The organism is Pseudomonas songnenensis, assembly GCF_003696315.1.
Lineage (GTDB): Bacteria > Pseudomonadota > Gammaproteobacteria > Pseudomonadales > Pseudomonadaceae > Stutzerimonas > Stutzerimonas songnenensis.
On record NZ_RFFN01000008.1, the window covers coordinates 1 to 22089 of the forward strand.

General features: G+C 65.2%; 13 protein-coding genes and 2 pseudogenes. 7 read left to right on the forward strand and 8 right to left on the reverse strand.

The genetic code is table 11. The features are described from left to right. The 6 genes and pseudogenes from EA798_RS20795 to EA798_RS17685 form a co-directional block, all read right to left on the reverse strand. Positions 1 to 142, reverse strand: a pseudogene (locus EA798_RS20795) (formate dehydrogenase subunit beta); the annotation flags it as partial. Between the two features lie 10 nt (positions 143 to 152). Then, positions 153 to 3273: pseudogene (gene fdnG / locus EA798_RS20550) on the reverse strand (formate dehydrogenase-N subunit alpha). A gap of 170 nt (positions 3274 to 3443) precedes the next feature. After that, positions 3444 to 4367 carry a non-homologous end-joining DNA ligase gene (gene ligD / locus EA798_RS17670; protein ID WP_122099874.1) on the reverse strand — a complete coding sequence of 308 codons (924 nt, stop codon included), beginning with the start codon at positions 4365 to 4367 and terminating at the stop codon, positions 3444 to 3446. Between the two features lie 11 nt (positions 4368 to 4378). Continuing rightward, the gene (gene ku, locus EA798_RS17675; protein ID WP_122099782.1) at positions 4379 to 5344 is read right to left on the reverse strand and encodes a non-homologous end joining protein Ku; all 966 of its coding nucleotides are present in this window, start codon (positions 5342 to 5344) and stop codon (positions 4379 to 4381) included. Positions 5345 to 5397: 53 nt separating this feature from the next. Further along, a complete protein-coding gene (locus EA798_RS17680; RefSeq protein ID WP_122099783.1) occupies positions 5398 to 6255 on the reverse strand; it encodes an SDR family oxidoreductase in 858 nt (285 codons plus the stop codon). Positions 6256 to 6360: 105 nt separating this feature from the next. Further along, the gene (locus EA798_RS17685; protein WP_122099784.1) at positions 6361 to 7377 is read right to left on the reverse strand and encodes a zinc-dependent alcohol dehydrogenase family protein; all 1017 of its coding nucleotides are present in this window, start codon (positions 7375 to 7377) and stop codon (positions 6361 to 6363) included. A 259-nt stretch (positions 7378 to 7636) separates the two neighbouring features. Between EA798_RS17685 and EA798_RS17690 the strand changes: the two genes are divergently transcribed. The 7 genes from EA798_RS17690 to EA798_RS17725 all read left to right on the forward strand — a co-directional run bounded on the left by EA798_RS17690 (position 7637) and on the right by EA798_RS17725 (position 17434). Then, on the forward strand, positions 7637 to 8554 hold the full coding sequence (locus EA798_RS17690) for a LysR substrate-binding domain-containing protein (RefSeq protein ID WP_013982836.1): 918 nt from the start codon (positions 7637 to 7639) through the stop codon (positions 8552 to 8554). Between the two features lie 282 nt (positions 8555 to 8836). Next, positions 8837 to 10066, forward strand: a complete 1230-nt coding sequence (mexE, locus tag EA798_RS17695; protein WP_122099785.1) for a multidrug efflux RND transporter periplasmic adaptor subunit MexE — start codon at positions 8837 to 8839, stop codon at positions 10064 to 10066. A gap of 98 nt (positions 10067 to 10164) precedes the next feature. Further along, complete coding sequence (locus EA798_RS17700) at positions 10165 to 13335, forward strand: efflux RND transporter permease subunit (RefSeq protein WP_122099786.1); 3171 nt, start codon at positions 10165 to 10167, stop codon at positions 13333 to 13335. Beyond that, positions 13332 to 14720 carry an efflux transporter outer membrane subunit gene (locus tag EA798_RS17705; RefSeq protein WP_122099787.1) on the forward strand — a complete coding sequence of 463 codons (1389 nt, stop codon included), beginning with the start codon at positions 13332 to 13334 and terminating at the stop codon, positions 14718 to 14720. The genes EA798_RS17700 and EA798_RS17705 overlap by 4 nt, the downstream gene beginning before the upstream one ends. A gap of 253 nt (positions 14721 to 14973) precedes the next feature. Continuing rightward, positions 14974 to 15762, forward strand: coding sequence for an aminoglycoside adenylyltransferase family protein (locus EA798_RS17715; protein ID WP_122099788.1), 789 nt, complete (start codon positions 14974 to 14976; stop codon positions 15760 to 15762). Continuing rightward, on the forward strand, positions 15762 to 16118 hold the full coding sequence (locus EA798_RS17720; RefSeq protein WP_122099876.1) for an MmcQ/YjbR family DNA-binding protein: 357 nt from the start codon (positions 15762 to 15764) through the stop codon (positions 16116 to 16118). Before EA798_RS17715 ends, EA798_RS17720 begins: the two co-directional genes overlap by 1 nt. A gap of 323 nt (positions 16119 to 16441) precedes the next feature. Further along, positions 16442 to 17434 carry a TRAP transporter substrate-binding protein gene (locus EA798_RS17725; protein ID WP_122099789.1) on the forward strand — a complete coding sequence of 331 codons (993 nt, stop codon included), beginning with the start codon at positions 16442 to 16444 and terminating at the stop codon, positions 17432 to 17434. 58 nt (positions 17435 to 17492) lie between these two features. Here EA798_RS17725 and EA798_RS17730 read toward each other — a convergent pair whose 3' ends face one another. Both EA798_RS17730 and EA798_RS17735 read right to left on the reverse strand, forming a co-directional pair. Then, entirely contained in the window at positions 17493 to 18980 is a 1488-nt protein-coding gene (locus EA798_RS17730; RefSeq protein ID WP_122099790.1) for an efflux transporter outer membrane subunit, read from the reverse strand. Continuing rightward, on the reverse strand, positions 18977 to 22081 hold the full coding sequence (locus EA798_RS17735) for an efflux RND transporter permease subunit (protein WP_122099791.1): 3105 nt from the start codon (positions 22079 to 22081) through the stop codon (positions 18977 to 18979). The genes EA798_RS17730 and EA798_RS17735 overlap by 4 nt, the downstream gene beginning before the upstream one ends. Between the last annotated feature and the right edge of the window lie 8 nt (positions 22082 to 22089).

Sequence of the window (22089 nt, forward strand, 5' to 3'; positions counted from 1 at the left end):
GGCAGGCCTTGCAGCCGATGCACACCGACACGTCGATCAGCTTGGTCACCTTCTCCACGCCGCCGGAGCGGATCTGCGGCGAAGGCTCGGTGGTCGCCGAACGCGCGATGATGTTCTGCAGGTTGATCTGGTCACCTCGCATCAGACGTCTCCTATGGCTTCTCGACGTTCACCAGGAACGACTTGAATTCCGGGGTCTGGGTGTTGCCGTCGCCCACGAAGGGGGTCAGCGTGTTGGTCAGGTGGGCTTTCTTCGCCACGCCGGTGAAGCCCCAGTGGATCGGGATACCGACCTGATGCACGGTGCGCCCGTCCACCTGCAGCGGACGCAGGCGCTTGGTCACCACCGCCACCGCATCGATATGCCCGCGCTTGGAGCGCACCCGCACCTTTTCCCCCGCGGCGATGCCCAGCTCGCCAGCCAGCACCTCGCCGATCTCGACGAACTTCTCCGGCTGGACGATGACATTGAGCAGCACGTGGGTCGTCCAGTAGTGGAAGTNTCTCCGGCTGGACGATGACATTGAGCAGCACGTGGGTCGTCCAGTAGTGGAAGTGTTCGGTGAGGCGGTAGGTGGTCGCCGCATATGGAAACTCCTCGAACGTGCCGAAGGTGTCGCGATCCTCGGGGAATATCCGCGCTACCGGGTTGTGGTAGGCCAGCGGATTGTCCGGATGCAGCGGATTGTTGGGGATCGGCGATTCCAGCGGCTCGTAGTGCTCGGGGAATGGCCCCTCGCCCAGCCACTCGCTGGCGAAGAAGTGCCCGGTGCCGCTCTCGGTGAGGATGAACGGCTTGACGTCATCTTCCGGCGGCGCGGCCACGGGGTAGTCCGGTACGTCGGCACCGACCCAGCGTTCACCGTTCCACCAGACCAGCGCACGGTTCGGGTCCCACGGCGTGCCGTCGGGGCGGGCCGACGCGCGGTTGTAGAGAATCCGCCGGTTCAGTGGCCAGGCCCAGGCCCAGCCGAGGGTGACACCGATGTCGTAAGGGTCCGAGTTGTCGCGCCGGTCCATCATGTTGCCCTGCTCGGTCCAGGCGCCCGAATAGATTCAGCAGCCGCAGGACGTCGAACCGTCGGCGCGCAGCTCGCCGAAGTCGTTGAGCAGCTCGCCCTTGCGACGGATGATCCGCCCCTGGTCCTCGATGTCCGCCAGCGCGCGGCCGTTGTATTCCTTGGCCAGCTCCGACGCGGCGGGATGCGCCGGGTCGCTGTAGTTCCAGGTCAGGTTGAGGATCGGCTCGGGGAAGGCGCCGCCCTCGTCCCGATAGAGTTTCTGCAGGCGATGGAACAGCCCGGCGAGAATCGCCGTATCGGTCTTCGCCTCGCCGGGTGGCGGTGCCGCCTGGTGGTGCCACTGCAGCCAGCGCGAGCTGTTGGTGATCGATCCGTCATCCTCGGCGAAGGTGGTGGTCGGCAGGCGGAACACCGCGGTCTGGATCTGGCTCGGGTCGACGTCGTTGAACTCGCCGTGGTTTTTCCAGAACTCGCCGGTCTCGGTGGCCAATGGATCCATGATCACCAGCCACTTGAGCTTCGACAGCCCATCCAGCACCTTCGCCTTGTTCGGGAAGGCCGCGAGGATGTTGAAGCCCTGGCAGAAGGCGCCGGTCATCTTGCCCTTGGTCATGTCGTTGACCGCGTAGAGCACGTCGTACAGCGGCTCGGACAGCTTCGGCAACCACTCGTAGCACCAGTCGTTCTCGGCGCTGGCGGCATCACCGTAGAACGCCTTCATCATGCTGACGAAGAAGCGCTCGTAGTGCTTCCAGTACGACACCTGGTTGGGCAACAGCGGCTGGCGCACTTTCTGCCGGATGTAGTCCTCGTAGCGCTGGGCGCTGGCCGCCGGCAGCGTCATGTAGCCGGTCAGCAGGTTGGAGAGCAGGCCGATATCGGTCAGCCCCTGGATGTTGGAGTGCCCGCGCAGCGCGTTGACCCCGCCTCCCGGCATGCCCATGTTGCCCAGCAGCAGCTGGACCATGGCGCCGGTGCGGATCATCTGCGCGCCGATGGAATGCTGGGTCCAGCCCAGGGCGTAGAGGATGGTCATGGTCTTGTCCGGCGCCGCGCTCTGTGCCAGCAGCTCCCAGAGCTGCAGGACCTTGGCCTGCGGCATGCCACAGACGCGCTCGACCATCTCCACCGTGTAACGGCTGTAATGCTTGCGCATCATCTGGAACACGCAGCGCGGGTGTTGCAGCGTTTCGTCGCGACGGACGAAGCCCTGCTCGTCCAGGTCGAAGTTCCAGGTGGCCTTGTCGTACTGGTGGCGCTCCTCGTCGTAGCCGGTGAACAGCCCGTCGTTGAACTCGAAGCCTTCACGCACCAGGTGCGCTGCATCGGTGTAGTGCAGCACGTATTCGTGGGCGTAGCGGTCGTTCTCGATCAGGTAGCTGATCAGCCCGCCGAGGAAGACGATATCGGTCCCGGTGCGGATCCAGGCGTGATAGTCCGCCACCGCAGTGGTGCGGTTGTAGCGCGGGTCGATGGAGATCAGGATCGCGTCGCTGCGCTCCTTGGCCTGCATGACCCAGCGGAAGCCCACCGGATGCGCCTCGGCCGAATTCCCGCCCATGGACAGGATGATGTTGGCATTGCGGATGTCGACCCAGCTGTTGGTCATGGCACCGCGACCGAATGAAGGGGCAAGACCTGCCACCGTCGGTCCGTGTCAGACGCGCGCCTGGTTGTCGAGTTTGAGAATACCCAGCGCCCGGGAGATCTTCTGCGTGAGGTAGGCCGTCTCGTTGGTGCACGCCGAGGCCGCCACCATGGAGGTGGTCATCCAGCGGTTGACCAGCTGCCCCTGGTCATCGTGGGTCTCGAAGTTGCGGTCGCGGTCGTCCTTCATCAGGCGGGCGATGCGGTCGAGCGCCTCGTCCCAGCTGATGCGCTTCCACTCGTCGGTACCTGGCTCGCGGACCTGCGGGTAGCGCACCCGCGAATCGCTCTTGATGAAATCGAGCACCCCGGCGCCCCGTGGGCAGAGCGAACCGCGGCTGACCGGATGATCCGGGTCGCCCTCGACATGGAAGATATGGTCATGGCTGTTGATCGCGCCGTCGCCGCGCGCGTACAGCAGCATGCCGCAGCCCACCGAACAATAGGTGCAGATGTTGCGAGTGACCTTGGCACCAGAGAGCTTGAAATGCCGCACCGAGGCCAGCGCCTCCTGCGGGGCGAACCCCATCATCGCCATGCTGGAAGCGCCCAATCCGGCTGCGCCGAACTTGAGAAACTGCCGCCGGGATACTCGTGCCGTCATCGGTATCTCCTGTCATGAATGCTCGGCTCAACTGCTAGAAGGGTCGACTGGGTACGGCTGGCAGAGGTTCAGGCGGGATGACGGGCGGCTCTACCGCCGGGGGTGCAAGGTGGTCGGAATGCGTTGCGTCCCCGTCGGAAGCGTGACTGCGAGGAGGCACAGAGGGCCGCTTAGCGGTCCGCGCGCAACCGCTCGAGCAGCTCCCGTCCCAGCCGCTGGCGGGTGTTGCCGTAGTCGGTCCAGGGATCGTCGCTGCGCGTACTCAGGTAGTCGCGGACGTTGCCCAGCCGCCACTGATCGGCGCCTTCCAGATGGCGCATTTGTTCCAGGCTCACCGGCAGCGAAACACCAAGGCCGGGGCGCGCCCGCACCGAGTAGGCGGCGACGGTACTGGCGCCCTTCTGGTTGCGCAGGTAGTCGACGAAAATGCGCTCGACACGGTTCTGCGGGCCCATCTTGTCGACGATCAGCTGCGGCGACTCCCGCGCCAGCCGCTCCGTCACCGAGCGCGCGAAGCTGCGCGCGCAATCCCAGTCGTGGCGCCGCTCGATCGGCACCACCACATGCATGCCGCGCCCGCCGCTGGTCTTGAGGAAGGCGCGCAGCCCCAGCTCGTCAAGCAGCGCCAGGGTCAGCTCGGTAGCCTCGACCATGCTCGCCCAGGGCAGTGCCGGGTCCGGATCCAGATCGAAGATCACCCGGTCCGGTCGCTCGATGCGATCGCTGCGGGCGTTCCAGGTATGGAATTCGACGCTTCCCATCTGCACCGCCTCGATGACGGCGGTGATGTTGTCGGCCTGGATCAAGCGGGCATGCTCGGGATCGAGGTTTTTCGGCAGTGCGCGCATGTGCGGCATCTTCAACCGGCCGCAATGACGCTGGAAGAAGCTCTCACCGGCGATACCTTCCGGCGCGCGGACGATGGAAAGCGGTCGTCCTGCGAGCTGTGGCACCAGCCGGTCCGCCACCGACAGGTAGTACTCGGCCAGCGCCAGCTTGGTGGTGCCGCTGGCCTCGTCGATCACCCGCTGATGGCTGCTGATGCCCACACCGCCTACCAGCGGCCGTTCGGTGCTTTTGCGCTTTGCTGGCATGGCGATCCCGGTCAACTGGCCTTCTTGCTGGATTTGCTATCGGCGGCCGGCGCCTTGCGTGCTCGCGGCGATGTGGATGCAGTCGATTTGGTTGTTTTGGCCTTGCTCGTGGCTTTCGGTTTGGCCGGCGCCTTTTTCGGTGCGTCGTCCGCCTCGTCCTCCTCGCTGGCTGCGCGGGCCTTGCCCGGCTTGGCGGCGAGGCTGCGCTTGAGCAGCTCGGTGAGGTCGATGACATCCGCCGAACGGCGATCCACCGCTTCTTCGGGCCCGCCGACGGCTTCCAGCTTGCCTTCGCGCGCCTTCTTCTCCACCAGGTCCATGATCTGGTCCTGGAAAGTGTCCTTGTACTGGTCCGGCTTCCATTTCTCGGTCATGTCCTCGACCAGACGCTTGGCCATGTCCAGTTCGCGCTCGGCCAGGTCCGGATCGAGCGCTTCGTCCTTGAGCTCGAGGTACTCGACGCCGCGCACCTCGTCGGCCCAGCGCAGGGTGTTCATCACCAGCGCCTTGCCCAGCGGCATCACCACCGCCAGGTGCTGCTTGTTGCGCAGCACCACGTTGGCGATGCCGACCTTGCCGGTCTGGATCAGCGTCTCGCGCAGCAAGGCGTAGACCTTTTCCCCGCGGCGGTCAGGCGTCAGGTAATACGGCGTGTCGATGTAGAGAAAGGAGATGTCCTTGGCATCGACGAAGGCGACGATGTCCACGGTCTGGGTCGCCTTGGGGTGGGCGCCTTTGATCTCGTCATCGCTGATCACGACGTAGTGACCCTTCTCGTACTCCACGCCCTTGACGATGTTCTCGCTGTCGATGTCTTCGCCGGTGGTCTTGTTGATGCGCTTGTAGCCGACCCGGTCCATGCTGCGTTTGTCCAGCCAGTCGAAATCGATCCCCTGGCGGGTGGTGGCCGGTACCAGCGCCACCGGGATGTGTACCAGTCCGAAGCTGACTGCGCCTTTCCAGATCGTGCGTGGCATGGTCGTTCTCCAAGCGTTGATGTGGCCGAGCCATTCGTTGGCCCGGCAATGGGTCAGCCGTTGACCACGGTGCCGCCGTTGACGTGGATGACCTGACCGCTGACGTAGGCTGCATCGCTGCTCGCCAGGTAGACGTACGCTGGCGCCACCTCATCGGGCTGGCCTGGGCGCTTCATCGGCGTGTTGGAACCGAATTCGGCGACCTCGTCGGCATCGAAGGTCGAGGGAATCAGCGGCGTCCAGATCGGTCCCGGCGCGACGCCGTTGACGCGAATGCCGCGCTCGACGAGGTTCATCGACAGCGAACGGGTGAAGGCCGTGATCGCGCCCTTGGTCGCCGAATAATCCAGCAACTGCGGGCTGCCCTTGTAGGCGGTCACCGAAGTGGTATTGATGATCGAGGCCCCCTTGCCCAGGTGCGGCAGCGCGGCCTTGGTCATCTGGAACATGCCGAAGATGTTCGTGCGGAAGGTCTTCTCCCACTGCTCTTCGCTGATGTCCTCGAGCTTTTCCTGCGGGTGCTGCTCGGCGGCGTTGTTGACCAGGATGTCGAGCTTGCCGAACGCGGCGAGGGTTTCGTCGATGACATTGCGGCAGACGCCGCGATCGGCCACGTCACCGGCGAAGGTCAGGCAGCGACGCCCGTACTGTTCGACCACGGTGCGGGTTTCTTCGGCGTCCTGATGCTGGTCGAGGTACAGAATCGCCACATCGGCGCCTTCGCGGGCGTACAGCACGGCCACCGAGCGCCCGATGCCGCTGTCACCGCCGGTGATGATCGCGACCTTGCCCTCGAGCTTGCCCGCCGCCTTGTAGTCTTCGCCGCGGTATTCCGGGCGAGGGTTCATCAGCCCTTCCTTGCCGGGCTCGGGCTGCTCCTGCGGCGGTAGGGTCTGATTGTCTTCGGCCATGGAAAATCCTCCGTCAAGGTAGTGAGCCTGTCTTCGGAGGACTGGAACGGCGCGAGAAAAGTTTCTACGGGGCGATGAGAGGGCCCGGACTCAGGCCCTCGCGGATCAGGAAAGCGTCAGGACGACACGACCACGCGGGATGCCGCTTTCGACGTAACGATGGGCCTCGATGGCCTGCTCGAAGGGAAACTGCCGATCGACCTGCGGACGCACCAGGCGGTCGACGGTCAGTTGGTTGATGTGTTGCAGCGCGCGCTCGACGGCCTCGCGTTTCTGCTCGATCCCGAGTTCCGGCTGCCCGGTGAAGTCGCACAGGCAATGCAGGAAGAACTTGAAGTTCTTCTTGAAGGCCGCGCAGACCGGCAGCGCGGTCTCGTTGCCGCCGTTCATGCCATAGAGGATCAGCTTGCCCAGCGGCGCCATGACATCGCCGAGCAGCTTCATCTGCGAGCCGCCACAGGCATCCAGCACCACCTCGACACCGCGCCCTTCGGTCAGCTTCTGCAGGCGACCGACCAGGTCTTCTTCCTCGGTGACGATCACCGTCTCGGCACCCAGTTCGCGCAGGTAGTCACGGTCCTCGCTGGTGTCGCAGGTGGCGATCACCCGTCCGCCCAGCGCCTTGGCCAGCTGCACGGCAGCCGGGCCGGTGCAATGCGCGGCCTGATTGATCAGCACGTACTGGCCCGGCTCCAGCTGAGCCAGTTCGACCAGGGCGAAATAACTCACCAGCATCGGTGTGTAGTGGATTGCCGCCTCGCTGGCGCTGAGCATGTCCGGGTAGCGCACCAGTGCCTGCTGCGGCAGCAGCGCGTGCTCGGCGTAGAGCGGATACTGATTGAGATCGTGGGCCGGGAAGCCGGCAACATGATCGCCGACGCTGAAGCCCTGAACGCCCTCACCCACCGCCAGCACCTCGCCCGCCACTTCACTGCCGAGCCCGGCGGGCAGACGTGCGTGTCGTGGCGCCAGGTCCTGCCGCCAGAGCACGTCGTTCCAGCTCACGCCGATGGCGCGCACGGCAATCAGGACTTCGCCCGGGCCGGCAACCGGCACCGCGCGCTCTTCCTGACGCAACACGTCGGCCGGGCCGAACTGATGAAAACGGATGATGCGGGACATTGCGACCCCTCGCTTACTACTGTGCAAACGGACTCTATCGTCAGTATCGTCACAACTCCAGCGAACGACGCGGATTCCCATCGATAGTTGCCATGCACGGCAATGATGGGTTTGCGTATGTATCCTCGCGCGGCACATCGCAGGTTTGTGCATTTTGAAAGCGGGATCGGGCATGCGCTCGCCTGCGCAAGCTGTCTAGAATGCAGCGACCCACCGAAACGGACCGTGGTCCGGCCACCAGGCTCGACGTGAACCAGACATGAATCGCAACGACCTTCGCCGTGTTGACCTCAATCTGCTGATCGTCTTCGAAACGCTGATGCACGAGCGCAGCGTGACCCGTGCCGCCGAGAAGCTCTTTCTCGGCCAGCCGGCGATCAGCGCCGCGCTGGCCCGCCTGCGCGCGCTGTTCGACGACCCGCTGTTCGTGCGCACCGGGCGCAGCATGGAACCCACTGCCCGCGCGCTGGACATCGCCCAGCTGTTGTCGCCGGCGCTGGACTCGATCTCCACCGCCGTCAGCCGCGCCTCCACCTTCGACCCGGCCACCAGCACCCAGGTGTTTCGCATCGGCCTGACCGATGAGGTCGAGTTCGCCCTGCTGCCGCCGCTGCTGCGCCGCCTGCGCGCCGAAGCGCCGGACGTGGTGCTGGTGGTGCGCCGCGCCAACTACCTGCTGATGCCCGGCCTGCTGGCCTCCGGGGAGATCTCGGTGGGTGTCTGCTACACCGAGGAGCTGCCGGCCAATGCCAAGCGCAAGGTACTGCGCCGGCCCAAACCGATGCTGCTGCGGGCCGACAGCATTCCCGGCCGGCTGAGCATGGAGGACTACTGCAGCCGTCCGCATGCCATGGTTTCCTTTGCCGGCGACCTCAACGGCTATATCGACGAGGAGCTGGCCCTGCACGGCTGCAAGCGCAAGGTGGTGCTGGCGGTACCGCAGTTCAACGGCCTGGCCAGCCTGCTTGCCGGCACCGACATCATCGCCACCGTCCCGGATTACGCCGCGGCCGCGCTGGCGGCGAACGGCGGCGTGCGCGCCGAGCCCCTGCCCTTCCAGACCAGCCAGGACTTCGAGCTGTCCATGGCCTGGCGCGGCGCCCAGGACAATGACCCCGCCGAGCGCTGGCTGCGCTCGCGTATCCAGATGTTCGTCGGCGATCCGGATAGTCTGTAGGGTGGAAAACGGCGCAGCCTTTTCCACGCGTATCCATACCCACGCACACTGCCTCGTGATTCCAGTGCCCTGCCCTGGCGGCTCCTTTTACCAACCGGGATAGCCCTCGATTGGTGGAAAGACCTGGCGGCCGTTATCCACCCTGCGGATATCACGTGGGCCTGATACTCGATGCCTAACCATCACCGCCAATGATATTCACCTTCGCCTCGTTCGATTTTTGCTGAACGCCTTGACCACGCAGACTCCTGTCATCAACAAATCCGACTTGCGGAGTCAAGCATGGAACGTTCGTTCAACGCCTTGCGTTTTCCCCTTATCGCCCTGACGGTGCTGATCACCGCCGCTTGTGGCAAGGCACCGGAGGCCACCCAGTCGGGCATGCCGCCACCCGCCGTCAGCGTCGCGGAAGTCATCGAACAGCAGGTTACCGAGTGGGATGAACTCACTGGCCGCCTGGAAGCGCCGGAGTCGGTGGAGATTCGCCCGCGGGTGTCGGGTTTCATCGACAAGGTGGCCTTCGAGGAAGGTGCGCTGGTGAAGAAAGGCGATCTCCTGTTCCAGATCGACCCTCGCCCGTTCCAGGCCGAGGTCAAGCGCCTGCAGGCACAGCTGCAACAGGCGCGCGCAACGCAGCAGCGCACCGTCGCCGAGGCCGAACGCGGTGAACGGTTGCGGCAGAAGAATGCCATCTCGGCAGAGCTCGCCGATGCCCGCGTCAGTGCTGCCAGCGAAGCTCGCTCGGCAACCGCCGCGATTCAGGCGCAACTGGACCGCGCTCAGCTCGACCTCTCCTTCACCCGCGTGACCGCGCCCATCGAAGGCCGCGTCGGCCGGGCGCTGATCACCGCCGGCAACCTGGTCAATGCCGGCGAGGCGCTGCTGACCACGCTGGTTTCCACCGACAAGGTCTATGCCTACTTCGAAGCGGACGAGCGTACCTACCTCAAGTACCGCGAGCTGGCGCGCAACGGCGACCGCGGCGAAACCACGCCGGTCTACCTCGGCCTGTCCGACGAGGATGGCCATCCGCACCTGGGCCACATGAACTTCATCGACAACCAGGTCGACCCGCGCACCGGCACCATTCGCGGCCGCGCGGTGTTCGACAACCGCGACGGCAGCTTTACCCCCGGTCTGTACGCGCGCCTGAAGCTGGTCGGCAGCGCCACCTACGACGCCGTGCTGATCAAGGACGTGGCGGTCGGCACGGATCTGGGCAAGAAGTTCGTTCTGGTCCTGGCCGAGGACGGCACCGTCGCCTACCGGCCGGTCGAACTGGGCCCCAAGCTCGAAGGCCTGCGCATCGTCCGCAGCGGCCTGGCCAAGGGCGAGCGCATCGTCGTCAATGGCCTGCAGCGCGTTCGCCCGGGCAGCCCGGTGCAGGCGGAGTCGGTGCCCATGGCCGACGCCGAAACGCTCGCCACCCTGCGCCAGCAGAACCGCGCGATCAGCGAAGCGATGAAGCCACAGATCGTCGAGCGCAGCCTGGCTCAGCGCCCAAGCAGCTGAACACGGTCTCTCAACTGACCTGAACTTCGGCGCGCCTGCCGCGCCAATCCGATCGATCCGCCAGGGCGCCAGACGCGCGCCCTACCCCGGAGTGCGCCATGAATTTCTCGCAGTTCTTCATCAAACGGCCGATTTTCGCCGCCGTGCTGTCGCTGGTGATCCTCATCGGCGGGGCCATCTCGCTGTTCCAGCTGCCGATCAGCGAATACCCCGAAGTCGTCCCGCCCACCGTGGTGGTACGCGCCAACTTCCCCGGCGCCAACCCCAAGGTGATCGGCGAAACCGTCGCCTCCCCGCTGGAGCAGGCCATCACCGGCGTCGAGGGCATGCTCTACATGTCGTCCCAGGCGACCGCCGACGGCAAGCTGACCCTGACCATCACCTTTGGCCTGGGCACTGACCTGGACAATGCCCAGGTGCAGGTACAGAACCGCGTCACGCGCACCATGCCGACCTTGCCCACCGAGGTGCAGCGCCTCGGCGTGACCGTGGACAAGGCCTCCCCGGACCTGACCATGGTGGTGCACCTGACCTCGCCGGATCAGCGCTACGACATGCTCTACCTGTCCAACTACGCCGCACTCAACGTCAAGGACGAGCTGGCGCGGCTGGATGGCATCGGCGATGTGCAGCTGTTCGGCATGGGCGATTACTCGTTGCGCGTCTGGCTCGACCCGGAGAAGGTCGCCTCGCGCAACCTCACCGCATCGGACGTGGTCAACGCGATTCGCGAACAGAACCGCCAGGTCGCCGCAGGTTCTCTGGGCGCGCCGCCGGCACCGGGCGCGACAGACTTCCAGCTGTCGATCAACACCCAGGGCCGTCTGGTCACCGAGGAAGAATTCGAAAACATCATCATTCGGGCCAGCGAAGACGGCTCGATCACCCGCCTGCGGGACATCGCCCGGGTCGAGCTGGGCTCCAGCCAGTACGCGCTGCGTTCGCTGCTGAACAACCAGCCCGCGGTGGCGATTCCGGTATTCCAGCGCCCGGGGTCGAACGCCATCGAGATCTCCGACTCGGTGCGCGCACGCATGGCCGAACTGAAACGCGACTTCCCGGAAGGCGTGGACTACGAGATCGTCTACGACCCCACCATCTTCGTGCGCGGCTCGATCGAGGCGGTGGTGCACACCCTGCTCGAGGCCATCGTGCTGGTGGTGCTGGTGGTGATCCTGTTCCTGCAGACCTGGCGCGCCTCGATCATTCCGCTGGCCGCCGTGCCGGTGTCGCTGATCGGCACCTTCGCGGTCATGCACCTGCTCGGTTTCTCGCTCAACGCGCTGTCGCTGTTCGGCCTGGTGCTGGCCATCGGCATCGTGGTGGACGACGCCATCGTCGTGGTGGAAAACGTCGAGCGCAACATCGGCCTCGGCAAATCGCCGGAGGAAGCGACCCGTCAGGCCATGAAGGAAGTGACCGGGCCGATCATCGCCACGGCGCTGGTGCTGTGCGCGGTGTTCATCCCGACCGCATTCATTTCCGGCCTCACCGGTCAGTTCTACCAGCAGTTCGCGCTGACCATCGCCATTTCCACGGTGATCTCGGCCTTCAACTCGCTGACCCTGTCGCCGGCACTGGCTGCCAGCCTGCTCAAGGCCCACGACGCGCCGAAGGACGGCTTCTCGCGGCTGCTCGACCGCCTGTTCGGTGGCTGGCTGTTCGCGCCGTTCAACCGCATGTTCGACCGCGCCAGCCACGGTTACGTCGGCCTGGTGCGGCGCATCCTGCGCGGCAGCGGCATTGCGCTGGTGGTCTATGTCGGACTGGTCGGCCTCGGCTACATGGGCTTCGCCAGCACGCCGACCGGTTTCGTGCCGCCGCAGGACAAGCAGTACCTGGTCGCCTTCGCCCAGCTGCCGGACGCCGCCACCCTGGACCGCACCGAGGACGTGATCAAGCGCATGTCGGAAATCGCCGGAAAACACCCCGGCGTGGAAAACACCGTGGCCTTCCCGGGGCTGTCGATCAACGGTTTCACCAACAGCCCGAACAGCGGCATCGTCTTCACTCCGCTCAAGCCCTTCGATGAGCGCAAGGATCCGTCACTCTCGGCCAACGCCATCGCGGCGGACCTGAACGGCCAGTTTGCGCAGATCCAGGACGCCTTTATCGCCATCTTCCCGCCGCCGCCCGTACAGGGCCTGGGCACCATCGGCGGCTTCCGCGTGCAGGTGCAGGACCGCGGCAACCTCGGCTACGAGGAGCTCTACACCCAGGTGCAGAACGTCATCGCCAAGAGCGCCGACTATCCGGAGCTGGCCGGCCTGTTCACCAGCTATCAGGTCAACGTGCCGCAGGTGGATGCCGACATCGACCGCGAGAAGGCCAAGACCCACGGTGTGCCGATCGACGAGATCTTCGACACCATGCAGGTCTACCTGGGCTCGCTGTATGCCAACGACTTCAACCGCTTCGGCCGTACCTATCAGGTCAACGTCCAGGCGGACCAGAAGTTCCGCCTGGCACCGGAGCAGATCGGCCAGCTGAAGGTGCGCAACAACCGCGGCGAGATGGTCCCGCTGTCGACCTTCGTCAACGTCACGGACAGCGCCGGTCCGGATCGGGTGATGCACTACAACGCCTTCCTCACCGCCGAGATCAACGGCGCCGCTGCAGCGGGCTACAGCTCAGGTCAGGCCGAGGCGGCCATGGAGCGTCTGCTCAAGGCTGAGTTGCCCAATGGCATGAGCTACGAATGGACCGAGCTGACCTACCAGCAGATCCTTGCCGGCAACACCGCAATCTTCGTCTTCCCGCTCTGCGTGCTGCTGGCCTTCCTGGTGCTGGCCGCGCAATACGAGAGCTGGAGCCTGCCGCTGGCGGTGATCCTGATCGTGCCGATGACGCTGTTGTCCGCCATCACCGGAGTGATCCTGGCCGGCAGCGACAACAACGTGTTCACCCAGATCGGCCTGATCGTGCTGGTGGGTCTGGCGTGCAAGAACGCGATCCTCATCGTCGAGTTCGCCAAGGACAAGCAGGAAGAAGGCATGGACCGCCTGGCCGCGATCCTCGAAGCGTGCCGCCTGCGTCTGCGGCCGATCCTGATGACCAGCTTCGCCTTCATCATGGGCGTGGTGCCGCTGGTGCTTTCCAGCGGGGCCGGTGCCGAGATGCGTCATGCCATGGGCGTCGCGGTGTTCAGCGGCATGCTCGGGGTGACCTTCTTCGGTCTGCTGCTGACCCCGGTGTTCTATCTGGTGATTCGTGCCTTCGTCGAGAAACGCGAAGCCCGCAAAGCGGTTTACAAGGAGGCCCGCGCATGAAGTTCTTCGCCCTTTCCCTGCTCACTCTGGCACTGAGCGCCTGTGCGGTCGGCCCGGATTATCGGGCGCCGCAGCCGGAAGCGGCGCGTATCGGCGGCGCTTCGGCTGCCGACTACGACCGCTCGCGCTTCGAGGCGGCCTGGTGGCAGCAGTTCGAAGACCCGACGCTGGACGCCCTGGTCGGCGAAGCGCTGGCCGAGAACCGCGAGCTGCGTATCGCCTATGCCCGTCTGCGTGCGGCGCGCGCGATTCGCGACGACGTCAGCAATGATCGCCTACCCACCGTCACGGCGGGCGCCAGCGCCGATATCGGCAAGGCCCAGCAACCGGGCGTGACCGAACAGCGCGTGAATGCCGAACGCTATGACCTGGGGCTGGACATGGCCTGGGAGCTGGACCTGTTCGGCCGCATCCAGCGCCGCCTGGAGGCCAGCGAAGCGCAGGCCGAAGCCGTCGAGGCTGACCTATACCAACTACAAGTCAGCCTGATCGCCGAACTCGTGGACGCCTACGGTCTGCTGCGCGGTGCCCAGCTGCGTGAGCGGATCGCCCGCGACAACCTGGCCAACCAGCGCAATTCCCATGAATTGACCGAACAGCTGCGCGAAGCGGGCGTCGGCAGCGAACTCGACGTGCTGCGCGCCGATGCCCGCCTGGCGGCCACCGAAGCCAGCCTGCCGCAGCTCCGGGCGCAGCAGGCGCGTGCACGCAACCGCATCGCTACCCTGCTCGGCCAGCGCGCCGATCAGCTCAGCGTCGACCTCTCGCCGCGCGAGCTGCCGGCAATCGCCAAGGCGCTACCGATTGGCGATCCCGGCGAGCTGCTGCGCCGGCGCCCGGACATTCGTGCAGCCGAGCGCCAGCTGGCCGCGGCCACTGCCGATGTCGGCGTAGCGACAGCCGATCTGTTTCCGCGGGTGAGTCTGTCGGGCTTTCTCGGCTTCGTTGCCGGGCGCGGCTCGCAGATCGGCTCCAGCGCGGCGCGGGCCTGGGGCGTGGCGCCGAGCATCAGCTGGGCGGCGTTCGATCTGGGTAGCGTGCGTGCGCGTTTGCGCGGTGCCGAAGCGGATGCCGATGCAGCGCTGGCCAGCTATGAACAGCAGGTCCTGCTCGCCTTGGAGGAGTCGGAGAACGCCTTCAGCGACTACGCCAACGCCCAGCAGCGCCTGCTCTCGTTGCTGCGCCAGTCCACCGCCAGCCGTGCCGCCGCACAGCAGGCGGAGATCCGCTATCGCGAAGGCACAGCCGACTTTCTCGTGTTGTTGGATGCCGAACGCGAGCGCCTGACGGCCGAAGACGCCCAGGCGCAGGCCGAGGTCGAGCTCTATCGCGGCGTGGTCGCGCTGTACAAGGCACTTGGTGGCGGCTGGAGGCCGAGCGCCTGATACCGGCTCTCTCGTTGGATCGCCTCTGGTCGATCACTCCTGCCCCGGGTGCTGCAACGCCGCGGGGCATTTTTTTGCCGCTCGGCAGCACCACTCTTTCGTCCGCCTCGCTCTTGAGCGAAGCACGCCGTGCCTGGACGCCTCAGCAGCTTAGGCTGCCGATGAATGCACCGGCTGGCGCCAGCTTCGTCCCGTTTGTATTGTCGGAGGCAGACAACAATCCGGACTGCCCCAGATGCCCCTCGAAGCGTTCATGAACCCATCCGTGTCCAGCCAGCTCCAGCAGGTACTTGCGCTGCTGCAGCGTCACCTGGGCGGGAACCTGCTGGCCGTGCATCTGTTCGGCTCGGCCGTTGTCGGTGGTCTGAAACCCGGCAGCGATATCGACCTGCTCGTTACCGTCGCCGTCCCCTTGCCGAAGGACACGCGCCACACGCTGATGCGCGAGCTGCTGATGATTTCCGCCTGGCCGGCCAACGAGCGAATGCGCCCGCTGGAAGTCACCTGGGTGGTACACCACTCGGTACGGCCTTGGCGTTATCCGGCAATGCGCGAACTGCAGTTCGGCGAATGGCTGCGCGTCGATATCGAAGCCGACCGCATCGAGCCGCCCCAGGAGGACCATGATCTGGCCATTCTTCTGCACCAGGCGCGCAAGAACGGCGTCAGTCTGATCGGCCCTGACGCGGCCGAGTTGTTCGACCCGGTGCCCGAGGAAGACATGCGCCAAGCCTTGCGCGACACGCTGGCGCAATGGCGCGAGCCCGCCGACTGGCAGGGAGACGAGTGCAACGTGGTGCTGGCCGTAGCGCGCATCTGGCTCACCCTGACCACGGACGCCATCGCACCGAAGCACGTCGCAGCGGTCTGGCTGCTCGAGCGTCTGCCGGATGAGCACCGTGCCGTGCTGGAGAAAGCCAGCCAGGCCTATCTGGGCGAAGCGATCGAAAAGCCTGCCCTGAGCCCACAGGCGGTGGAGGCGTTCATCCGGCATGCGCAAACGCAGTTGCAGCCGTCGCAACCAACAGGAGCAGAGCGATGATGACCACAGACCAGATCGCCGCCTTCTGCCTGGCTCTGCCCGGCACCCGTGAAGATCTCAAGTGGGGCAGCAATCGGGTGTTTTCCGTGGCGGGCAACAAGATGTTCGCCGTTCTCGATTTCCTTGGCGAGAACCTGGTATTCAAGGTCCACAGCGACCTCTTCCTGGGCTTCGTGGACCGTCCCGGCATCCGCCCTGCTCCTTACCTGGCACGGGCGCACTGGATCAGCATGAGCAGTCGGCAGATCCCCATGGGTGACGACGAGCTGCGCGACCTGCTGACCCGCGCGCACCAGCTGGTGGTACGCAGGCTGCCAAAGCGCCTGCAACCAGGGCTGTTACTGGATCTGGATTGAGTCAGCGCTGGATGGATCAGTCGCAACGAACCGACGGCCATGGCACGCAAGCGATATCGAGTCACTGCAGCGGCTTTCGCCGGACCTCCCCTGCCCTCGGCGCTTCAGGCCTGCCAGGCCAGACGGTGTACCCGTGGCTGCTAGACCACGGTCGCTGGGCCACCGGCAAAATGTGACGTGGTGCCACTCCCGTCGGGTTGGTTGGGGAAAGCGCTTTCAGTCGTCACCTATCTTTGGCATAAGGGGCGGCTGAAAGCCTAGACGCGTCCTAGCGGTCGGTCCGCATGGATGCACTGCCAACCAACCAGAATAAAGAGTCTTTCATGAAGCCGATCATCACTCTTGCCGGGCTTTTGCTGGCGGTCGCCAGCGTTTGCGCCCAGGCAGAGCCAATCGTCATCAAGTTCTCCCACGTAGTGGCCGACGACACGCCCAAGGGCAAGGGTGCGTTGATGTTCAAGCGCCTTGCCGAAGAGCGCTTGCCCGGTCAGGTACGCGTCGAGGTCTATCCCAACTCGACACTGTTCGGTGATGCCACCGAGCTGGAAGCGCTGCGCAACGACGAAGTCCAGCTGCTCGCGCCATCACTGGCCAAGTTCGAGCAGTACACCAAGCAGCTGCAGGTATTCGACCTGCCCTTCCTGTTCGACGACATCGAAGCGGTCAATCGCTTTCAGAAACGCGCCAAGGGCAAGCAACTGCTGCGCTCGATGGAAGACAAGAACATCACCGGTCTGGCCTATTGGCACAACGGCATGAAGCAGCTGTCGGCAACCCGCATGCTGCGCCAGCCGAGCGATGCTTCGGGCCTGAGCTTCCGCATCCAGCCGTCCGCCGTTCTGGAAGCGCAGTTCGGCACCGTGGGCGCATCTACCCAGAAGATTCCGTTCGCCGACGTCTACGACGCGCTGCGCGCCGGTACCGTACAAGGCGCCGAAAATCCCTGGTCGAACATCTACAGCAAGAAAATGCACACCGTGCAGCCCTATATCATCGAGACCGATCATGGCGTGCTCGATTACATGGTGGTGAGCAACACGCGCTTCTGGATGGGGATGCCGCACAAGATCCGTTTCGAACTCGAAGCGATCCTCGATGAGGTCAGCTTCATGGTCAATCGCGAGGCCGAAGAGCTGAACCGGGCCGACCGCGAGCGGATTCGCCAGGCCGGCACATCGGAAATCGTCGCCCTGACCCCGGAAGAGCGCGAACGCTGGCGGGAAGCGATGCGCCCGGTGTGGCAGCAGTTCGAGCCGGTGATCGGCGCGGACATCATCAAGGCAGCCGAAACGGTCAACCGCAAGCAGCGCAACTGACCGGACCTGCAGTGCAAAAAGCCCCGCTGATTGGCGGGGCTTTTTTATGCCCGTGCAGTCAGGGCGCGGTGGTCGAAAGCACCGGCGCCTGTTCCAGCTGCTGAGCATCCCAGCCACCACCCAACGCGGCGATCAGCAGCACACTGGCGGTCAGTCGATCCCCCAGCAACGTCAGGTTGGTGCGCTGGTTGTTCAACGCGGTGGTCTGCACGGTGGCCACGCTGAGGAAGTCGACGGTACCTGCGCGGTACTGGTTTTCGATCAGGCGCAGGGACTCCTGTGCGGCCTCCAGCGCCTCGCGCTGCACCACCGCCTCCTCTTCCAGCACGCGCAACTGCACCAGGTAGTTTTCCACCTCGCGGAAGCTGTCGAGCACGGTCTGGCGGTAGTTGGCGACCGTCTGGTCGTAGCTGGCCTCGGCCCGTTCCAGTTCCGCACGACGGCCACCGAAGTCGAGCAGGGTCAGCGCCAGTTGCGGCCCCAGCGACCAGAAACGGTTCGGCACGCTGAACAGGTCGCTGAAGCTGCTGTTGCGATAGCCACCGCTGGCCGACAGTGTCAGGTCCGGATACCAGGCGGCTTCCGCCACGCCGATGTTGGCATTGGCGGCCATCACCTGACGCTCGGCCGAGGCAATGTCGGGGCGCCGCTCCAGCAACTGGGACGGCACCGCCAGCGGTACAGCCGGCAGTGCCGGGATGTGCGCGCGTTCGGCGATCTCCAGCTCCGACGGCGCGACGCCCACCAGCACCGCGATGGCATGCTCCATCTGCGCCCGCTGCCACTTGAGGTCGATGGCTTGCGCCTGGGTACTCTTGAGCTGCGTCTGCGCCTGGCTGACATCGGACCGGGGCACGATGCCGGCGCGGTACTGGTTCTCCGTCAGCCGCAGCGAGCGCGCATAGGCTTCAACGGTCTGGTCGAGCAACCGCTGGTGTTCGTCGATCACCCGCAGCTGCAGATAGGTCTGCACCAGCTCGGCCTGCAGGCTCAGGCGAGCCGCCGCAAGGTCCGCCGCGCTGGCCTGCATGTTCGCCCGATTGGCTTCCAGGTTGCGCCGCAGCCGGCCCCAGATGTCGGCCTCCCAGGATGCGCTCAGGCCCGCTTCGTAGGTTTCGCCGACACCACTGGCAAGACTTCCGCTGGTGGAATCCGAGCGGCTGCCACCCTGCGCCGAGCGCGTGACGCCCGCGTTGCCGGAGAGGATTGGAAACAGCTGCGAGCGCGCGCCACGAACCAGCGCCCGTGCCTGGCGGAACTGCGCCTCGGCCGCGGCGAGGTTCTGGTTCGAGACATTCAACCGCGCCACCAGCGCATCCAGTTCGGCATCGCCGTACAGCCGCCACCACTCGCCCCGTTGCAGCGCATCGGCCGGCGTGGCGGGTTTCCAGCCTTCGGCCTGCTTGAATTCGCTGGCCACAGGCAGGTCCGGTCGCTGGTAGTCGGGGCCGAGCGTACAGGCTGCCAACGACAGCGTGAGCATGGCTACCGCCAGGGGGCGCAGAACATGGTTCAGCGATGAGGGGTGCAACGACGACGAGTTCATAGCGAGTTTTCCAGGGCGGCATCGGTGCGTACACCGCGCCAGCTGTTGAAACGATGGCGCAGACGATCCAGGTACAGATAGACCACCGGCGTGGTGTAGAGCGTGAGGATCTGGCTCAGCAGCAGACCGCCGATGATGGTCAGACCCAGCGGCTGGCGCATCTCGGCCCCTTCCGCACCGCCGAGCAGCAGCGGCAACGCACCGAGGATCGCCGCCATGGTGGTCATCAGGATCGGCCGGAACCGCAGCAGGCAGGCGCGATGGATCGAATCGGCGGGCGACAGCTTGTCCTGGCGCTCGAACTGCAACGCCAGGTCGATCATCAGGATGGCGTTCTTCTTCACCACCCCGATCAGCAAAAACAGCCCGAGCAACGAGATCAGGCTGAACTGGTCGCCGGTGAGGATGATCGCCAGCAAGGCGCCCACCCCCGCCGAGGGCAAGGTGGAGAGGATGGTCAGCGGATGGATGTAGCTCTCGTAGAGGATGCCCAGCACGATGTAGACCAGCAGCAAGGCGCCGAGAATCATCAGCGGCTGGCCTTCCTGAGTGGTCTGGAAGGCGCTGCCCGTTCCGCCAATGCGTCCCTGTACCTCGCTGGGCATGCCGATGGCCGCCACCGCGCGCTCGATGGCGAGCGTCGCCTGATCGAGGCTGACGCCGGGGGCCAGGTCGAAGTCGATATTTTCGGCGGCGAACTGCCCATCGTGGCTGACCCGATCTTCCTCCAGGCTGCGCTCGTAGCGGGCAAACGCCGCCAGCGGCACGCGGCGGCCATCACTGGTGACGACATGAATCTGCTCCAGCACCTCCGGGTACTGTGCGTAGCTCGGATCGATCTCCATCACCACCTGATACTGGTTGAGCGACTCGTAGATGGTCGAGATCTGCCGCTGGCTGAAAGCATTGTTGAGCAGCGTGGTCACGGTGCTCATGTCGATGCCCAGGCGCTTGGCCGCGTCACGGTCGATCTTCAGGCTGATCTGCTGCGCGCCCTCGCCGTCATTGGCGTCGATGCTGGTGAGCTCCGGCAGTTCCGATAGCGCCCGGGTCACCTGTGGCACCCAGGTACGCAGGTCGTTGAGGTCGCTCGCCAACAGCGTATAGGCATAGGCCGAGCTGCTCTGCCGGCCGCCGCCGAACTGCAGGTCCTGGTCGGCCATGAGGAACATGCGTCCACCGGGCACCTTCGGCTGGTTCTTGCGGATGCGCTCGATGACCTTTTGCGCCGAAATCTTGCGCTCGCCAAGCGGTTTCAGCCGCACGATCATGAACGCGTTATTGATGCCGCCCTGCCCGCCGATGAAGCCGGCCACGCTTTCCACCGCCGGATCGGCGAGGACCGCCTTGCGGAAGATTTCCATCTTCGGCTGCATGACCTGGAACGACATGCCGTCGTCACCGCGGATGAAACCGGTGATCTGTCCGGTGTCCTGCTGCGGCAGAAAGGTCTTGGGCACCTGCACATAGAGCACCACGTTCAGCGCGATGGTCGCCAGCAGGCTCAGCAAGGTGATGCGCCGATGACGCAGCGCCCAGCTCAGCGAGCGATCGTAGTAGCGCAGCAGCCATTGATGGGCATCGTGGCTCCAGCGCTGCAGACGCCCTTCCTTCTCCGGTTCGTGCGGCTTGAGCCAACGGGCGCAGAGCATCGGCGTCAGGGTCAGCGAAACCAGCAGCGACACCAGGATCGCCGCGGCCAGGGTGATGGAGAACTCGCGGAACAGCCGCTCGACGATGCCGCCCATGTAAAGGATGGAAACGAACACCACCACCAGCGACAGGTTCATCGACAACAGCGTGAAACCCACCTCGCGGGTGCCGACGTAGGCCGCCTTCAGCGGTGGCATGCCGTCGTCGATATGCCGTGCGATGTTTTCCAGCACCACGATGGCGTCGTCCACCACCAGGCCAGCAGCCAGGATCAATGCCATCAGCGACAGCACGTTGAGCGAGAACCCGAACAGGTACATGACGGCAAAGGTGCCCACCAGCGACACAGGCACCGCCAGCGCCGGGATCAGTGCGGTGCGCAGGCGGCCGAGGAACAGGAACACCAGCACGATGACCAGGCCCACCGCGATCAGCAGCGTGCGCTCGGCCTCGTGCAGCGTCGCGCGAATCACCGGCGAGCGATCCATGGCGATGTTCAGGTCGACGCTGCCCGGCATGATCGCCTGCAGGGCCGGCAGCTCGCGGCGGATGCCTTCGATGGTCTCGATGATGTTGGCACCGGCCTGGCGGTTGACGATCAGCAACACCGCCTGCTCGTTGTTGAAGAAGCCGCTGTTGTAGCGGTCCTCCACCGAATCCCGCACCCGTGCCACGTCGCCGAGACGCAGCGCGGCGCCATCCTGGTAGCGGATGATCAGCGGCGTGTAGTCGGCCGCCTGGTGCAGCTGGTCATTGGCGCGCACCTGCCAGTGCTGATCGGCGTCCTCCACCATGCCCTTGGGCCGGCGCACGTTGCCGTTGGCGATGGTCTGGCGCACCTCGTCCAGCGACACACCGTACTGCTCCAGCTGCTGCGGCTGCAGTTCCACCCGTACCGCGGGCAGCGAGCTGCCGCCGACCTGGATTTCGCCGACGCCGGACACCTGCGACAGCTTCTGCGCCAGGATGGTGGAGCCGATGTCGTACAGCTCGGCCTTGTCCAGCACCTCTGACGTCAGCGAAAGCACCATGATCGGTGCCTGGGACGGATTGATCTTGCGGTAGGTGGGCATGCTGCGCATGCCGCTGGGCAACAGGTTGCGCGAGGCGTTGATGGCCGCCTGCACGTCGCGGGCAGCGCCGTTGATATCCCGATCCAGATCAAACTGGATGATGATCCGGGTCGAGCCCTGGCTGCTGCGACTGGTCATCTGGCTGACGCCGGCGATGCTGCCCAGCGAGCGCTCCAGTGGCGTGGCCACGCTGGAGGCCATGATTTCCGGGCTGGCGCCGGGCAGGCTGGCCTGCACGGTGATCACCGGGAAATCCATGTTCGGCAGCGGCGACACCGGTAGCAGGCCGAAGCTGACCCCACCCAGCAGCAGGATTGCCAGGCTGAGCAGCATGGTCGCCACCGGGCGGGCGATGAACGGGGCGGAAAGGTTCATGCCTGCCC

Excerpts from the sequence above, each read along its gene's own strand:
- ligD (WP_122099874.1), bottom strand. The coding sequence starts at position 4,367 with ATGCCAGCAAAGCGCAAAAGCACCGAACGGCCGCTGGTAGGCGGTGTG.
- ku (WP_122099782.1), bottom strand. The coding sequence starts at position 5,344 with ATGCCACGCACGATCTGGAAAGGCGCAGTCAGCTTCGGACTGGTACAC.
- EA798_RS17680 (WP_122099783.1), bottom strand. The coding sequence starts at position 6,255 with ATGGCCGAAGACAATCAGACCCTACCGCCGCAGGAGCAGCCCGAGCCC.
- EA798_RS17685 (WP_122099784.1), bottom strand. The coding sequence starts at position 7,377 with ATGTCCCGCATCATCCGTTTTCATCAGTTCGGCCCGGCCGACGTGTTG.
- EA798_RS17690 (WP_013982836.1), top strand. The coding sequence starts at position 7,637 with ATGAATCGCAACGACCTTCGCCGTGTTGACCTCAATCTGCTGATCGTC.
- mexE (WP_122099785.1), top strand. The coding sequence starts at position 8,837 with ATGGAACGTTCGTTCAACGCCTTGCGTTTTCCCCTTATCGCCCTGACG.
- EA798_RS17700 (WP_122099786.1), top strand. The coding sequence starts at position 10,165 with ATGAATTTCTCGCAGTTCTTCATCAAACGGCCGATTTTCGCCGCCGTG.
- EA798_RS17705 (WP_122099787.1), top strand. The coding sequence starts at position 13,332 with ATGAAGTTCTTCGCCCTTTCCCTGCTCACTCTGGCACTGAGCGCCTGT.
- EA798_RS17715 (WP_122099788.1), top strand. The coding sequence starts at position 14,974 with ATGAACCCATCCGTGTCCAGCCAGCTCCAGCAGGTACTTGCGCTGCTG.
- EA798_RS17720 (WP_122099876.1), top strand. The coding sequence starts at position 15,762 with ATGACCACAGACCAGATCGCCGCCTTCTGCCTGGCTCTGCCCGGCACC.
- EA798_RS17725 (WP_122099789.1), top strand. The coding sequence starts at position 16,442 with ATGAAGCCGATCATCACTCTTGCCGGGCTTTTGCTGGCGGTCGCCAGC.
- EA798_RS17730 (WP_122099790.1), bottom strand. The coding sequence starts at position 18,980 with ATGAACTCGTCGTCGTTGCACCCCTCATCGCTGAACCATGTTCTGCGC.
- EA798_RS17735 (WP_122099791.1), bottom strand. The coding sequence starts at position 22,081 with ATGAACCTTTCCGCCCCGTTCATCGCCCGCCCGGTGGCGACCATGCTG.